The organism is Oenococcus sp. (assembly GCF_047725585.1).
Taxonomy (GTDB): Bacteria; Bacillota; Bacilli; order Lactobacillales; family Lactobacillaceae; genus Oenococcus; species Oenococcus kitaharae_A.
Genome location: NZ_JBDNNF010000002.1, coordinates 219,992 through 235,052 on the forward strand (window position 1 = coordinate 219,992; position 15,061 = coordinate 235,052).

Below are 15,061 nucleotides of genomic sequence, written 5' to 3' on the forward strand. Positions count from 1 at the left end.
AGGAGTTTGTGTTGTTTATTTTTTCAGAGTTTAGTATCAATCAACATCGGGTTCGTCTGCTTTTTCCCGATCAAAGCCAGGCCAAGGATCTGATCGAGCAGATTAATCGGGACAGAGAAAGTTTATCCCGCTGGATGCCTTGGACCAAGGAGACAAATAATGAGCAGGATGAGCTGCATTTTATCGATTATGCCCGCCAGCAGAATGCGAAGAACCAATTGCTAGAACTGACGATCGAGGTAGACGGCAAAGCTGTTGGTATGATTGACCTGCACAATATCAGTTCGCGTTCTCACCGTGCCGAGGTCGGTTACTGGTTGTCGAGCAGCTGTCAGGGCAGCGGCATTGTCACTCGGTCGCTTCATCAGTTGATCAAAATAGCTTTTGGCGAGCTGGCCTATAACAAAATTATTATCATGGCAGAAAGCGAGAATCTCAAAAGCAGAGCCGTAGCAAAACGACTTGGATTTCAGCATGAGGGCACTTTACGGGAAGAATACTTTGCGGCAGGCAAATATCGGGATTTAGAAGTTTATTCGATGCTGGCTGCGGAATACAAAAAAGCATAAATTGATGAAAAAAGTTCTAAATTGGACTTTTTTTATTTAATTGTGTTAGTATTTTTTGAGTAGGAATGAATATTCTTTCATTTTTAGGAAAATATGGCCGAGACAATCAAAAAAGTAAATAAGAAAGAGGCTATCTTAAAAGCGGCCTTGCAGTTGTTTTCTCAAAGAAGTTTTTATGGGACGACAATGCCGGATATTTCAACACTTGCTGATGTTGGAGCGGGGACAATTTATCGTTACTTCACATCCAAGGAAGCTCTGGTTAACGCGCTCTTTTTTAGGATTATGACTGAATTTGATCAGCGCTTGGAATCTGATTTTCCAAATGGCATGGACACAAGAATCCAGTTTCACCACTTGTTTCAAAGCCTTTGGGGCTATGTAGTCGACAATACACAGGCATTTGTCTTCATTAATCTGCACGACGAAGGGAAATATCTAGATGAGCGGAGTCACGCGAGCTTTGATAAGTTGTGGAATTTTATTACAACGATTATTGATAAAGGGCAGCAAAGAGGCGACGTCGTAGATCTGGATCCAAAATCAATTGTGTCATTGGTATATGGGCCTTTGATTCCAATCTCAAAGTTGTTGATTAATCATAAGTACACGGCATCGAAAGATTTTGTTTATGCGTTAGAAGAAGCGACATGGCGGGCCGTTTCAAGCAAATAATTTTTTTCGTTTAAAAAAGGAACGATCATTCATTCATTTATTGGAGCGTAAAATGGAAAGATTTTTAAAGAAAACACGTATTTTTATTATTATCTTTTGGGTTCTGGCGGCAGTTGTTGCTGTTTTTGCTTTACCAAATGTGTCTCAGCTGGTTCAAAACAAGGGGCAGATTACTGTACCGAGATCGGCTAATGTTTCTGAAGGCCGTCGTTTGCAGAAGAAACTAAATCCAGGAGAACCTGTTAGCAGCGATATCATCGCAGTTTATAATAGCGGCGCGAACAAAAAATTAACCAAACGGCAGATTTCTGAGATTCGCAGCTCGGTTACAAAAGTGTCGCGGAATCGGGCTAAATATCATATCACAGCTATTACGTCGCTTTTGGATGGCAAATCTGTCCGCCAGCAGCTGACTTCTAAAGATCAGACCACGATGCTGGTACAAATTTCAGTGAAGTCCAATCAAAACCAAATCAGTCAGCGAAGCGCGGCAATTAAGCAAGCGCTCAAGGCCGACCATTTGCGCTTGAATATGACCGGCAGCAGCCTTGTGAATCATGACTTTGCTTCAGCCACGCAGGATGGTGTTAAAAAAACAGAAGTGATTGCCATCATCTTCATCTTGATCATCCTTGTGCTTGTTTTCAAAACGCCAATCATTCCCGTGATCAGCCTGTTGACAGTTGGTATTTCTTTTCTGACTTCGTTTTCTTTGGTCACAAATCTTGTACAGAATTACAATTTTCCGTTTTCAAACTTCACACAAGTCTTTATGGTGGTGGTTCTCTTCGGGATTGGAACTGACTATAACATCCTCTTTTACACAAGATTTAAAAGAGAACTGGGCTTAAATCCCGAGAAGACTACGAATGAAATCGCAGTTAAAACACTGTTCTCAGCTGGTAAAACGATTCTGTTCTCCGGTTCCTCTGTCTTGATCGGATTTTCGACACTGGCTTTGGCAAAATTCAGCCTCTATCAAGCTACAAGTGCTGTCGCAATTTCTGTTCTGATCCTCTTGCTAGTACTAATTACGCTGACACCGGCTTTAATGAGCTTATTTGGCCACGGATTATACTGGCCGTCTAAGAATTTTGATGGCGAGGGCGGTTCTAAGATCTGGCAGGGGCTGACTTCGACAGCTGTCAAACATAGTGTCATCACTGCATTGGCCACTCTTATTATTGCTGTACCTGTGGCGATGATGTTTTCCAATCGATTGAACTTTAACGATTTATGGGAAGTTCCTAATCAATATGAATCCAAACGCGGCATTAATCTGATTCAAAAACATTTTCCAGCTGGTTTTTCATCGCCGATGACTTTGATTATTTCCGGCGATAAACGTTTGGATAATAACCAGCAGCTGTATGCCTTGGATATGCTGCAAAATAGGTTAAAACATGACAAAGATGTCAGTGCGGTCATGGGCGTGACACGGCCTTTAGGCGATCGGATTAATCAGCTCTATGTGAATAATCAGCTGAAAACTTTGAATTCTGGCATTGGTCAGGCCGGGACTGGCGTTTCAACGATTAATAATGGCTTGAAAAATGCTAGTGACCAGCTTGGCCGCCAACAGACCAACACAAATGGTGTCCAGCGCCTGATTGACGGTACAGGCCAATTAAGCAGTGGCGCTAACCAGCTTCAAGCGGCTTTAAACACACTGCAATCCCGCCTGGCCAGTGGTGCCGCTGGAGCTAATCAATTGAATGATGCTTTAGCTACTTTATCTGCTAGTACAGATCAGCTGAAAAACGGTGTCGATCAGATTTTGGCGCAGTTAAACCAAACTCAGGTTCCTTCGCGTGAACAGGTACAAGCTCAGATTGATCAACTGAATGCAATGAAAACAGTTTTGACACCAATCATTCAGAATGCGGTGCTTTCAGGACAACTTCCAGTGGACCAAGCAGAGCGTATTAATCAGGCATTTGCAGATTTCCCAAATCAATTACAGCAATTAAGTGGCTTGGGTTCTCAGATCGATGATTTGAAGAACGGATTGACGCGTGTTGATAATGGCCTTGGTGCGATGCAATCCGGCATCGCTCGTATGCGCACCGGGGCTGGCCAATTATCATCAGGTATGCAGCAAGGAGCTAGTGGCGCAGGTGAAATTGCTTCTCGCACGAACGATTTAACAAATGGTTTAGCACAGATTCAAGCCGGCCAGCAGCAGATGAAGACGGCTTTGGATGGTTTGGCATCACGCAGCCGCGAGCTTAAAAATGGTTTGGACCGTGCGTCTGATGGTCTTAACCAGGTCGGCCAAGGGTTAAATCAGGGACAAAGTTATGTTAAAGGGCTGGTCGGTAATTCTTCTAGCGACTGGTTGAACGTGCCGGATTCAGTCCTCCATTCAAAGACCTTTAAGCGTTCTTTGGATCAATATATGAGCCCGGATCGCAAGACCACACAGTTGACGGTCATCTTGAAATTAAATCCTTTTTCTCATCCGGCCATTGGCGTTGCCAATCATATCAAACAAGTAACGGCTCGTTCACTCAGTGAATCTGGACTAGACCACGCAAAAGTAGGGATCACGGGCACCAGTATGCAGAATTTTGACCTCCAGCAGATTTCGACTTCTGATTTTCTACGAACTGCCATTATCATGTTAATCGGTATCACACTGGTTATGATTTTAATTACGCATTCAACACTGTATGCCGTTACAATTGTTGCTTCTCTAGCGGGTACTTATTTCGTTTCATTGGGCATTGGCGAAAAAATTAGCCAGGTTCTTTTGGGAAGAAACATGTTGTCCTGGAACGTGCCTTTCTTCAGCTTTATCATGCTGATCGCTTTGGGTGTGGATTATGCCATTTTCGTCATGATGGCTTTCAACGAGGAAAGAGGTAGTACGGTCGAGCGTTTGGTTTCTGCTTCAAACCGTCTTGGCAAAGTTGTTATGTCGGCTGTCGTCATCTTAGGTGGTACTTTTGCTGCTATGATTCCGTCAGGCATTCTGACCTTGATTCAGGTACCGATTGTTGTCATTACTGGGTTGCTGATTCTGGCCTTTGTGACAATTCCGATGTTTATTCCGGCTGTGATCACGATCAGTGATTGGATGCTGAGACGTAAATTTGCTTCAATGAAAAAATTTGAACGTTAATCGCGATGATTCATTATTGACAAAAATGAGTGGATAATGCCCACTCATTTTTTATACGAAAAAATCTTTGTTCGCGCTGAGATCTAATCATCCCTGCTGGGATTGTTTCATCTGATTAATAATTTCAACGCCGTGATTTCTGTTGAATCGCAGAGCTATGTTAAAGAGAGATCATTTCAGCAATTTTTTTTCAATCGTATACCGAGGGCGGTGTTTGACCTCGGAGAAAATCTTGCCGATGTATTCGCCGGTCAGGCCGATGGCCATCATCTGGCAGCCGCCGACGATCCAAATGGAAATCATCAAAGAAGACCAGCCGGCGGCTGTCACGCCTCTGAGTTTGGCCACCAGGGTATAGATCAGCATCACGAAGCCGAAAAGGGCAAAGCCGACACCCAAACTCAAGACCAGCCGTAAAGGAGCAATGGAAAAACTGGTCACCCCGTCCCAAGCAAAGCTCAGCATCTTAAACAGCGGGTACTTGGACTTGCCGGCCAGGCGCTTATGCCTGGCATAGTAGACACGGCTGCTGTTAAAGCCTAACAGCGGGATGATGCCGCGAATGAAGATGTTTTCCTCTTGGTACTGCAGAAAGGCTGTGATGGCTTTCGGACCAAGGAGACGAAAGTCCGCGTGTTCCGGCACCAGATGGACGCCTAGCCTGCCTAATAGGCTGTAAAAAGCTTCAGCTGATACGCGTTTAAACCAGCTGTCTGAATCCCGGTTGTTGCGCACGCCAAAGACCACCTCAGAGCCGGCCTGGTACTGTTCGACCATCTGGAAAATGGCCTGCGGGTCGTCTTGCAGGTCGGCATCAATAGAGATCACAAAATCAGCCAGCTGCTGTTTAGACATCACGGTCAAACCTGCGATCAGCGCATTCTGGTGGCCGAAGTTGCGGCTGAATTTCACACCCATCACTCGGGCATCGGCTTCATGTGCTTGTTCAATCAAAGACCAGGTCTGATCCGTTGAGCCGTCGCTGACAATCATCAAGCCGGAATCCGAGGCAATCAGCCGCCGATCAATCAGCTGCTGGATAATCTTTTGTAAGATCGGCAGGCTTTCGGGCAAGACCTCTTGTTCGTTATAGGCCGGTATGAGAATCATGAGCTTTTGTAGGGATTGTGTTAAAGAGTTTTTTGTCATATTTTTTTGCAAAGACTTGTCAGTTAACATCTCAGCTGAGTCATTTACATTAGAAGATTATAGTTTGACAAGAGGGGAGAAGACCTGTGAATATTATGATAGAATCTCATTTAATTCGTGTTTTCGTTTTTTTCACATTGAGATCATAATTTTGTGCACTTGAACTACGATAAATCTATGCCCAAAAAAAATAAAAAGTCTCATTCCTTGTTGAAAAAAATAGTTCTGTGATTGCTGTCAGCTATTGTTCTGCTGGCCGCTTGTGTTTGGCTGGCTTTTCAGTTATCCCCACGGCCTTTTGTGATGTTATTGAATGCAATTCCTCAAGAACATCCTAAACAGCCGAAAGATTTTCAAACAGTATTGGCTAAGACAAACTCGTTGAAGAACATTACCTATTTGACTGGCAAAAAGACCGGCAAGTTGCAGATGGACATTTACTATCCTAAGAAACAAACGATCCAAGGAACAATTATTTGGTTCCATGGTGGCGGGTTTATTGGTGGCGATAAGGCCATGCTGGATTATTGGGGACCGAGTTTGGCTAGCCAGGGTTATAGTTTTGTCGCGCTGAATTATTCAACGGCACCGGATTTTCATTACCCTGTTCCGTTACGGCAGGCTAATGTAGCTTATCGTTTTTTGGAATCTCAAACAGGTGTCAATCAGGTGATCAATTTGAAAAACATTATTATCGGAGGAGATTCGGCAGGTGCACAAATCGCATCGCAGTATGCAGCAATTCAGACAAATTCTAAATTAGCTCGGCAAATGCATATGAAACAGCTCATCAAGCCCTCAGCAATCAAAGCGGCACTGCTCTTTTGCGGTCCTTATGATTTGAAGAGCCTTTCTGAAAACATGCCTGCGAGTTTTAGAAAATATGTAAATGATATTGGATGGGCCTATATCGGCCAGAAAAATTGGCAGCGATCTGCTGCAGCACGCCAGGCATCTACGGTTGATTTCGTTACGAAAAAATATCCAGCAACTTTTTTGACGGATGGCAACACAGCTTCCTTTGAGACGCATGCTAGAAAAATGATTCAGGTTCTGCGACGGAAAAATATTTATCATGAATCTTTGTTTTTTCCAAAATCGCAATATGGCAAAGTCAATCATGAATATCAACTGGATTTAAATACTGCTAATGGACAGCGATGCTTGCATCGGGCAATTCATTTTCTGAAAAAAGTTGTTCACTAGGCCGGTCGTTTACTCGCTTGACAGGATTAAAGTGCTTTCCGGTCACGAGTCTGATTGATTTGATATAGTTGGTTTTTATGCTGCGGATCTCGGTGGTTGTCTGAAACAGATTTAATGACTCGTCCTCGGTCAATAACCCAATCGGCAATTTTGGCGTTTTGACTCTTTGGATCCAAGGAACGCAAACCACTGCTGCCAAAATAAAAATATTTGATTTTATGTTCGAAAACGAGTCTTTTAAATCGATCCAGTGAAATGGCTGGATCTGTGCCATTATAGCCGCCAATTGCCATGACTGCTTTATGACTCTGAATCATGAATGGCGCAGCCGTAGGAGCATTAATCGTGGCAAACAAGTATCGAGACTGTCTGTTTTCTGAATACCTGCTTTTCAAAAAAGATAGTAGATTCTTACGTGCCTCGTTGGCTTTTTGCGATCGCCTTGCGGAGATACCGATATATCTTTTTGGGTCCAGGTAAGTGCTGATTAATCGATCCGCCGGGTATTTTAAAAGCAGCTGTGGGCTTGCGGCCGGGAAAGAAGCCGAAGTGCCAAACAGGGGCACTGTCGACCATAAACCGGGAATTAGGCAGGCTACAAACAGGGCAATTTGAAATGTTTTTTTATATCTATCAGGAAATTTAATCCAAAACAAGCTCACTATGAGTGCAAGGACAAAGAAAATTACCACGAAAAACTGGGCATAGTACCAAGAAAAATAGCTCTGCAGCAGTAGTGTCGCTAGAAAAATACCTGCCATGGCGATATGTGCGGCTGCTTTGTTCACAATTCCGAAAGGTAATTGATTCTTTTCAGCTGATATAAAAAGGATTGCCGCTAAGGCCGCAATGGCAGGTGCAAGAATATTCGTGTAGTAGGGGTGAAAAAATCCGGCCACACTGAAAAAAGCCGATATTGAAATTAGCCAACTGCCCCAGAAGATGGTCTGAGCACCTTTTTGGGTCAGCTTGCGTTGGTTGGCTTTAAATAGACGAATGCCTTGGATCGTTGCAGCTAACAGGCCGAAAAGAGCTAGAGGCAGAAACCAGCTGATTTGTGTTCCCAGTGCAAGATCGAATAGTCGAAATGGACCGGGTTGACCAATGTTTCCCGGATGTCCTAATCTTTGCAAGACTTTTAATGGCGACTGTTTTTTTAACGATGTTGGATAATTACTAGCAGTAAAAACACTGTTTTTCATACCTCTATGGCTGGCTGAAATGCCGCTGGTCTGACCTAATAATCTTTGGCTGCCATTGTATCCAAAAACGAGATTTGTCATCGAATCATTCTGTGAGGAACCGACGTAAGGGCGCTGGCTTTGCGGAATATGGTCCACGATGACCGGATAAGCAAAGGAAAAAGTTAACAAGGTCAGTAATGCTGCTAATAGTTCGACTACTTTTTTCTTTAAATGCTGATTGTTTGTTGCTAGCCAATAGTATAAAAGCATTGCCGGCAGGATCATAAAAGCTTCAAGCATTTTGACGTTGAATGCTAGGCCGACTGAAGCAAATGCGGCTATAAGATTAATAAAATGATGCTGCAAAATAAATTTTTCAAGCAGTCGTGCTGCCAGCAGCAGGAAGAAAAGCATGACAGCGTCCATGTTGTTGCTTCGCGCATCGGCCACCACAATTGGCGTCAAAGTCATCAACAATGCCGCAATATGCCCGGCACGATTGCCAAAAGTTGTTTGAACGATCTTGAACAATAGAAATATGCTGCCTAGACTACATAAAACACTTGGTAAAGCCGTCGACCAGCCGGATAAAGAAAAAATTTTGGCTGACAAAACCATCATCCAAAGTGCTACCGGGGGCTTATCGACACTGATAAAATTAGTTGGATCAAAGGAAGAGAAGAAAAAGGCTTTCCAATTTCGCGACATCGAACCGACAGCTGCTGTATAGAAAGGATTGGCATTGCCAATGCGATTCAAATTAAAGAGATAAAGAAATGCTGCTAGGCATAAAATAATCAGTAAAATATAATCGATTTTTTTAATTTTTTCACGTTCCATCTCTGACTCACGAACATTCTAGCTTTTACTGCCTGGTTTTTCACCTATAATCTGCTGATGATTTATCAGATTTTGGCTGGATCAACAAAAATTGTAAATCTGATAAAATCTCATGAAACTTTCAGCTAAAAGCGGCTGAAGATCTGTGTTAGGCCCATTAGACTGAAGATATCAATCAGTTGATTGATCGAAAGGTTAGGTAACTGCGATTGGCAACAGCACTTTTTTTAAATCTTCTAAATGTTAACAAGCTGCTCCCAGGTTTGATGGGGCCATATAGTCTACTAATTTACAGTCTGCTTTTTTTAATTATTTTTGTCGAGACAGGTCTCGTCTTCGTGCCGTTTTTACCGGGCGATTCGATTTTATTTTTATCAGGAAGTTTAGCCGCTTTGGATGGTGGATTGAATTTGCCAGGGATCATCTGTGGTTTTATTATTGCGGCTATCCTCGGTGATTTTGTCAACTTTGAATTAGGGCGGCATTTTGGTCAACGGATTACGAAATCACCAAGACTAAAAAAGCTTATTAAAGAAAAAAGTTTGAAAGCCTCAGAACGTTTTTATGCTAAATATGGCAAGGCAGCTATTTTCCTTGGCAGGTTTGTTCCGATTGTGAGGACGATTGTGCCTTTTACAGCCGGCATGAGCAGAATGCCGTATCGCAGTTTTTCTAAATTTAATATTATCGGTGCCGTTTCATGGATTTTAATCATGACTCTCAGCGGTTTTTTCTGGGGCAACATCCCCGTTGTAAAGAATAATTTCCAGTTTGTGATGATTGCGATCATTGTGATTTCTCTCTTGCCGATTTTTCTGGCACAGCTCAGAGCACGTTTGACAGCTGCTAGAGGTGGCAGTCGGCATGATTGACCGTTTAACAAGGCTTGATAAAAGCCAATTATTAATCGGTTTTGGCGGATTTGCGATTTTGATGCTGACTGTGCTGGCTCAGAGCCGTCTTTTGAGGCAGCTGGATCTGCAAGGAATACGCTTGATCAGCTTTAATCACAATCCATCATTGATTACGATAGTGAACACGATTAGTTTCTTTGGCAGCCCGCCTGTTTCGATTATCTTGTCTTTTTTGATTATTGTTTTCGTACTTTGGCGCCGGCAGCGATACATTGAGGCTGTGTGGGCGACCATGCTGCTGTTATCAGGCAACGCGGTTTGTTTCTTATTAAAAGAACTGGTTAGGCGGCCGCGGCCTGTGATGATGCTGATCAAAGATACTGGATTTTCATTTCCTTCTGGCCATGTTTTCAGCACTGCTTTGTTTGTCTTTCTTGTTTGGCACTTTATGGTCGCGAACTTGAAAAAACAACGCATGCGGGAAATGGCTAGGATAGGATTAATTATCTGGCTGTTGATTATTGCCTTGAGTCGAATATATCTGCAGGTTCATTTTCCTAGCGACGTTCTGGCTAGCGTGCTGCTTGCTTTGGGCATGGCAGCCTTTACAAAACAAGGATTAAAACCCTTAAGCAGATCAGAACGTATTTCTGTTTGATAAATAATTTAAAATCATAAAAGGAGTTGATTGTGACAAAACCTGTTATTTTAATCATTGAAGATGAAGAAGCAATTGTCGCTTATTTAAAAACTGAATTACAGTTTGAGGACTATGATGTATTGACTGCCACTGATGGTGAAAGCGGCTTTGATATTTTTGAGCAGAATGCCGATCGTGTCAGCGTCATTTTGCTGGATTGGATGCTGCCGCGCCGAAATGGCTTGGAATTGCTGCGACGGATCAGAAAGTCAAAAAGCCAAGTACCGATTATTCTGATGACAGCCAAAAGTGATGTTGGTGATAAAGTCGCTGCCCTGGATTCAGGTGCTGATGATTATATTACCAAGCCCTTTGAAATTGAAGAATTGCTGGCAAGATTGCGAGTGGTGCTCAGACGCGAGCAGCAGCCGGCTAAGCGGCGTTTTCAGGTGGCGGATCTAATTTTGGATCTAGACGCGCATCGTGTATTTCGTGCAGGATTGCCAATCAATCTGACACAAAGAGAATTTCAGCTACTGACTTATCTGATTGAAAATGTGGGCAAGGCGGTTAGCCGGGACAATCTGCTGGACAATGTTTGGGGTGAAGATTTCGGCGGCCAATACAATACAGCAGATGTTTATATCAGATATTTGCGTCAAAAAATCGACAAAAATTTTCAACCTAAATTAATCCAAACCGTACGCGGTGTTGGTTATGTGTTGAGAGCAGATTAAAGTGACGAAAATCAGACAATCTTTTAAGAACTTTCTTGAAAAAATCAGGCCGTTAAAGAACAGCAGCGCGGCCATTATGACCTCTTCTTATATGTTTTTGCTGGTCATGATTACGCTGGGGATGGGTGTTTCGTTGCCAGCTGTGCTGGGTTATCAGTTGGTACAGAATCAGTCTCAAGAGGCTAGTCAATATTTGCAAAGTTTACAAAAGACAAATATTGATTCGGCTCACGACTGGCGGATTTGGATGCGAAACAACGTTTTTGATAATGAAACCATTTTTATCAAAGCCCAATCACACACAAACAAAGTTTTTTATTCCGAGCATGCTGCCCGAGTTGCTAACAAAAAGCATCACGCCTTGTTTTTTTCAAAACACTATCTGCTGGATATGAGAACTTGGTACGATTTTGACTCATATCATTTCTACTTCACGCAAAGTGCAACTCAATACGGCAACCATTTCACGGTCTGGATTAATTTATATAAAGTCGTAGATATTATCAAGATTACTTTGAGTACGGTTCTGATCGTGATTGCCTTATTGCTGATATTTGGTATTTGGCGTGTTTGGCAGCTGTCTCAGTCTTTAACGCGCTCGTTGAGTGAAGTCAGCACAGCTATCAAGCACAACAGCCAGGATCTGACAGGGGACGGCAAGGAACCTGATTACCGTTTGCCAGAGCCAGCCACGCCGATTGAAGTTCATGAATTGGCAAGCTCCTTTAATCAATTGCTAGACGCTTTATCAGAAAAGGAAAAGTTGGAGAAGCAATTTGTCTCCGATGCTTCTCATGAATTGAAAACGCCGATTGCCGCTATTAATGGGCACTTGAAATTGATTGCACGTCGTGGGAAACAACACCCGGAAATTATTGCTGATTCTCTGAAATATATTTCATCAGAAACGCAGCGGATGCAGCATTTGGTCGAAAATTTATTGAATTTATCGCATGCACAAGGAAATCCATTGGAGATCACACTCGTTGATATTGGCGCATTGCTGGCTGATATTAGCGATAATGCTGCATTTGGACAAACAATCAAGACTGATTTTCCAACAGACATTTATGTTAAGGCTGATTTGGAACAATTGCGGGAAATCCTGCTAGCTTTACTGGAAAATGCCAGCAAATATAGTCCGAAGAAATCTACGATCACCATTTCTGCCTGGCAGAAAGAGGGCCAGACACATATTTCTGTTGCTGACCAGGGGCAGGGGATTTCGCCTCAGGAACGAGAGAAAATATTTGAGCGCTTCTATCGGGTCGATACCTCGCACAGCAATCAGGTACCTGGTTCCGGACTGGGATTAGCCATTGTCAAAAAACTGGCCGATCGACAAAACATTCAGATTCGTATTTCAGATAATCACCCGCATGGAACAATTTTTGAACTGATTTTGCAGGGATAGTTTAAAAAAGTAGTGAAGGAAATTAAACATGTTAAAAAAACTAACTGCATTTATTATCAGTATTATTTTGGCAGTGGCCATTGCCATTGATGGCTATCTGCTCTTCTTTAAAAAAGCTGATCCCCGCACGGTGACAACACAGGCAAACACAAATAGCCAGGCGGTTCCAGCTTCATCATCATCTGTCAGCAGTAGCAGCAGCGGTTCGGCAGTGCCGTCATCTTCAGGTGCATACCGAGATGGGAGCTATACAGGCAGTGCGGTTCGTATTCGCTGGGGAAGAGTTCGGGTACGCGTTTTAATTAAAAACGGCAAAATTGCCAGTGTCAGTACGCTCGAATATCCAAATACCAATCCACACGACCAAAGAGTCAGCCAAATTGCTTTGCCAACTTATGAGAGTGAATCGGTTCAGGCTAATTCGTCTAAAATTCAGGCCGTCAGTGGTGCAACTGAGACTTGGCAGGGATTTACGAAGTCTTTGCAGAACGCTTTAAACCAGTCTAAAGGATGATACTCATGCCGCTATACTCAAAACAAATTCAAAATCGGACCATGCTGACTGTTGTGTTCCATGAAATGACGATTCCTTTTACGGTTCAGGTTATCGTCGCACAACCATCAACCAGGGCGAATAGACTTGTGCTAAAGCAGTCGTCAGCCATCCACGATTATATGAAACATATTGATCGGGTGTTTTCACCATTTCGCGAGGATTCTGAGCTGACAGCTTTTAATCAGGGAAGTTTGATGTTTGAGAACACTAGTCAGGACTTTCAAACCGTTTATGCCATCAGCAGCTGGGCCGAGGAAAAAACAAATCATTTATTTTCAGCCGATTATGCAGGCAGACAGCAATATGATCCGACTGGTCTCGTCAAAGGCTGGGCGATCGAACAGGCTGCTAAACACTTTTTATTTACACTGCTGGCCGAAGACGATTTTATTGCTGCAAACTTAATTGGCGGCGGCGATATGCAGTTTGCCACTCGTCCCGGTAGTGATTGGGTCTGGCAGCTGGCAATTGCCGATCCCTTCGATACCAAAAAAATCATGGCCAAGCTGGCCATGACATCTGGTGCCATTGCCAGTTCAGGGACGGTTGAGCGTGGTCAGCATCTGATTAATGTTGCTCAACACCGCGCGATTGGCACGCAAGCGAGCGATATTATCAGTAGCAGCGTGATTAGTCATTCTTTAACAGAGGCTGATATCTGGGCAACCGCAATCGCGACCACTAGTATTTCGGATCATAGTTGGCTGAAAGAACTTGATGGCTCTGGTATGAGAATCAGCTATGGCAAATCCGCTGAGCGTTGGCAGAATAATCGGATTGTCGATCAAAAGGAGTTAATTTATGCTTAAAAGTCATCGCTATTTATTAGGGTTGTTCTGGTCAGCAGCTATCTTCCTATTGCCTCTGCCGTTGTTACAGGCATTGGCTTTAGGCTTGCCAAGCTCCTCTTCAGCAATCCTCGGTATTCAGTTGGGCACAATTGCCTATATCTGGATGCTGTTTGTTATTTTTGTCAGCACTAAACCCAAATGGCTGGATCGTTTAATCGGATTGCCATCCATGTATTTTGTCCATGCTTTTCTTGGCTTGAGTTTAATCGTTTTAGCTTATTTGCATACCAAAATGTCGCCATCTGATGGTTTAATCAAGTTAACCGGAGACTTAGGCCTCTGGATCATGCTTGCCGTGGCTGCCTATTCATTGTTGTTTTTGAGTGATTGGCTAACGGCACGTGTCCAGTTTTTACGGACGATTGTGCGTTTCTTTGAAAAGAATCTATTTCATCATGAGGTCACGATCTGGCTTCACCGTCTAAATATTGTCGCAACATTCTTTGTCTTTATTCATGTTCTGCTGATTGGCTATATCATGCAGATCCAATCTTTTGCCTGGCTTTTTATCTTGTACTCGCTCTTTGTTTTTTCAGCCTATACGATCTTCTTTATTCGCAAATTCCGTGGCTATAGCCGGGCAAACGTGGCTCAAGTTAAGCACTTGGCATCGCGCATCACACAAATCACACTTAAATTCAACTCAGGCCATCAACGAATTTTAAACAACTACCGCCCAGGGGATTATCTCTTCATTGCTTTTCCAGAAATAGCCGACATGAAGGAACTGCATCCATTTTCTTTTGTTAATTTTGATGCAGCTGCTCGTGAGGTAACATTAGCAATTCGTGCGGATGGCGATTTTTCCAGCCGAATTGCCCAGTTGCGAGTTGGCGAGACTGCCAGAATTGATGGTCCATACGGCACTTTGGATGATCGCATGCGAGAATTAACAGCTGACGGCCAATCGGTGGTTATGCTGGCCGGTGGTACGGGTGCCTTTCCTTTGATTAACCTGGCCATGCAATATGCGAGCAGCAAGGAAATTTATTTTATTTGGACTGTCTCAGATGAAAAAGAATTAGTTTATCGGCAGCTGTTGCAAAAGATAGCTGCAGATAATCCGCGTTTCCACTACTTTGAATCCATACATCGCTTGAATTTGGACAAACTATCTCAGATTGTGCCAAACAGCGTTCGTGATCAAGCGACTTTTCTCATGTCAGGCTCCAATCGGATGATGATTGGTTATCGCGGTCTACTTCGCCAATACGGTATTCGTGCCCGACGTATTTATTATGAAAAATTCAACTTTTAAAAAA

The 15,061-nt window shown here is 43.2% G+C and carries 13 protein-coding genes; 11 read left to right on the forward strand and 2 right to left on the reverse strand.

Going from position 1 to position 15,061, the window contains the following annotated elements:
- Nucleotides 1-8: 8 nt before the first annotated feature.
- The 3 genes from ABF487_RS03555 to ABF487_RS03565 all read left to right on the forward strand — a co-directional run bounded on the left by ABF487_RS03555 (nucleotide 9) and on the right by ABF487_RS03565 (nucleotide 4,368).
- Nucleotides 9-569, forward strand: coding sequence for a GNAT family N-acetyltransferase (locus tag ABF487_RS03555; protein WP_415625117.1), 561 nt, complete (start codon nucleotides 9-11; stop codon nucleotides 567-569).
- A 93-nt stretch (nucleotides 570-662) separates the two neighbouring features.
- Entirely contained in the window at nucleotides 663-1,244 is a 582-nt protein-coding gene (locus tag ABF487_RS03560) for a TetR family transcriptional regulator (protein ID WP_415634496.1), read from the forward strand.
- Nucleotides 1,245-1,296: 52 nt separating this feature from the next.
- The gene (locus ABF487_RS03565; RefSeq protein WP_415634497.1) at nucleotides 1,297-4,368 is read left to right on the forward strand and encodes an MMPL family transporter; all 3,072 of its coding nucleotides are present in this window, start codon (nucleotides 1,297-1,299) and stop codon (nucleotides 4,366-4,368) included.
- Between the two features lie 171 nt (nucleotides 4,369-4,539).
- Here ABF487_RS03565 and ABF487_RS03570 read toward each other — a convergent pair whose 3' ends face one another.
- Nucleotides 4,540-5,517: a glycosyltransferase family 2 protein gene (locus ABF487_RS03570; protein WP_415634498.1), complete on the reverse strand. Its 978-nt coding sequence runs from the start codon at nucleotides 5,515-5,517 to the stop codon at nucleotides 4,540-4,542.
- Between the two features lie 231 nt (nucleotides 5,518-5,748).
- On the opposite strand from ABF487_RS03570, the gene ABF487_RS03575 reads away from it, so the two are divergent.
- The gene (locus ABF487_RS03575; RefSeq protein ID WP_415634499.1) at nucleotides 5,749-6,723 is read left to right on the forward strand and encodes an alpha/beta hydrolase; all 975 of its coding nucleotides are present in this window, start codon (nucleotides 5,749-5,751) and stop codon (nucleotides 6,721-6,723) included.
- 26 nt (nucleotides 6,724-6,749) lie between these two features.
- Here the strand turns inward: ABF487_RS03575 and ABF487_RS03580 are convergent, their stop codons facing one another.
- Entirely contained in the window at nucleotides 6,750-8,747 is a 1,998-nt protein-coding gene (locus ABF487_RS03580) for an ArnT family glycosyltransferase (RefSeq protein WP_415634500.1), read from the reverse strand.
- 209 nt (nucleotides 8,748-8,956) lie between these two features.
- Between ABF487_RS03580 and ABF487_RS03585 the strand changes: the two genes are divergently transcribed.
- Genes ABF487_RS03585 through ABF487_RS03615 form a run of 7 tightly spaced genes read left to right on the forward strand, consistent with a single transcriptional unit; the run spans nucleotide 8,957 to nucleotide 15,057 of the window.
- Complete coding sequence (locus tag ABF487_RS03585) at nucleotides 8,957-9,619, forward strand: VTT domain-containing protein (protein WP_415634501.1); 663 nt, start codon at nucleotides 8,957-8,959, stop codon at nucleotides 9,617-9,619.
- The gene (locus tag ABF487_RS03590) at nucleotides 9,612-10,259 is read left to right on the forward strand and encodes a phosphatase PAP2 family protein (RefSeq protein WP_415634502.1); all 648 of its coding nucleotides are present in this window, start codon (nucleotides 9,612-9,614) and stop codon (nucleotides 10,257-10,259) included. The genes ABF487_RS03585 and ABF487_RS03590 overlap by 8 nt, the downstream gene beginning before the upstream one ends.
- A gap of 32 nt (nucleotides 10,260-10,291) precedes the next feature.
- Entirely contained in the window at nucleotides 10,292-10,978 is a 687-nt protein-coding gene (locus ABF487_RS03595) for a response regulator transcription factor (protein WP_263778791.1), read from the forward strand.
- 1 nt (nucleotide 10,979) lies between these two features.
- Nucleotides 10,980-12,392, forward strand: coding sequence for a sensor histidine kinase (locus ABF487_RS03600; protein WP_263778792.1), 1,413 nt, complete (start codon nucleotides 10,980-10,982; stop codon nucleotides 12,390-12,392).
- 28 nt (nucleotides 12,393-12,420) lie between these two features.
- A complete protein-coding gene (locus tag ABF487_RS03605; RefSeq protein WP_415634503.1) occupies nucleotides 12,421-12,906 on the forward strand; it encodes an FMN-binding protein in 486 nt (161 codons plus the stop codon).
- A gap of 5 nt (nucleotides 12,907-12,911) precedes the next feature.
- On the forward strand, nucleotides 12,912-13,757 hold the full coding sequence (locus tag ABF487_RS03610; protein WP_415634504.1) for an FAD:protein FMN transferase: 846 nt from the start codon (nucleotides 12,912-12,914) through the stop codon (nucleotides 13,755-13,757).
- Nucleotides 13,750-15,057: an FAD-binding oxidoreductase gene (locus ABF487_RS03615; protein ID WP_415634505.1), complete on the forward strand. Its 1,308-nt coding sequence runs from the start codon at nucleotides 13,750-13,752 to the stop codon at nucleotides 15,055-15,057. Before ABF487_RS03610 ends, ABF487_RS03615 begins: the two co-directional genes overlap by 8 nt.
- Nucleotides 15,058-15,061 lie beyond the last annotated feature (4 nt).

Bases quoted from the DNA above. Each gene is read 5' to 3' on its own strand.
- ABF487_RS03560 (WP_415634496.1), top strand. From the start codon at position 663: ATGGCCGAGACAATCAAAAAAGTAAATAAGAAAGAGGCTATCTTAAAA.
- ABF487_RS03565 (WP_415634497.1), top strand. From the start codon at position 1,297: ATGGAAAGATTTTTAAAGAAAACACGTATTTTTATTATTATCTTTTGG.
- ABF487_RS03570 (WP_415634498.1), bottom strand. From the start codon at position 5,517: ATGACAAAAAACTCTTTAACACAATCCCTACAAAAGCTCATGATTCTC.
- ABF487_RS03580 (WP_415634500.1), bottom strand. From the start codon at position 8,747: ATGGAACGTGAAAAAATTAAAAAAATCGATTATATTTTACTGATTATT.
- ABF487_RS03590 (WP_415634502.1), top strand. From the start codon at position 9,612: ATGATTGACCGTTTAACAAGGCTTGATAAAAGCCAATTATTAATCGGT.
- ABF487_RS03605 (WP_415634503.1), top strand. From the start codon at position 12,421: ATGTTAAAAAAACTAACTGCATTTATTATCAGTATTATTTTGGCAGTG.
- ABF487_RS03610 (WP_415634504.1), top strand. From the start codon at position 12,912: ATGCCGCTATACTCAAAACAAATTCAAAATCGGACCATGCTGACTGTT.
- ABF487_RS03615 (WP_415634505.1), top strand. From the start codon at position 13,750: ATGCTTAAAAGTCATCGCTATTTATTAGGGTTGTTCTGGTCAGCAGCT.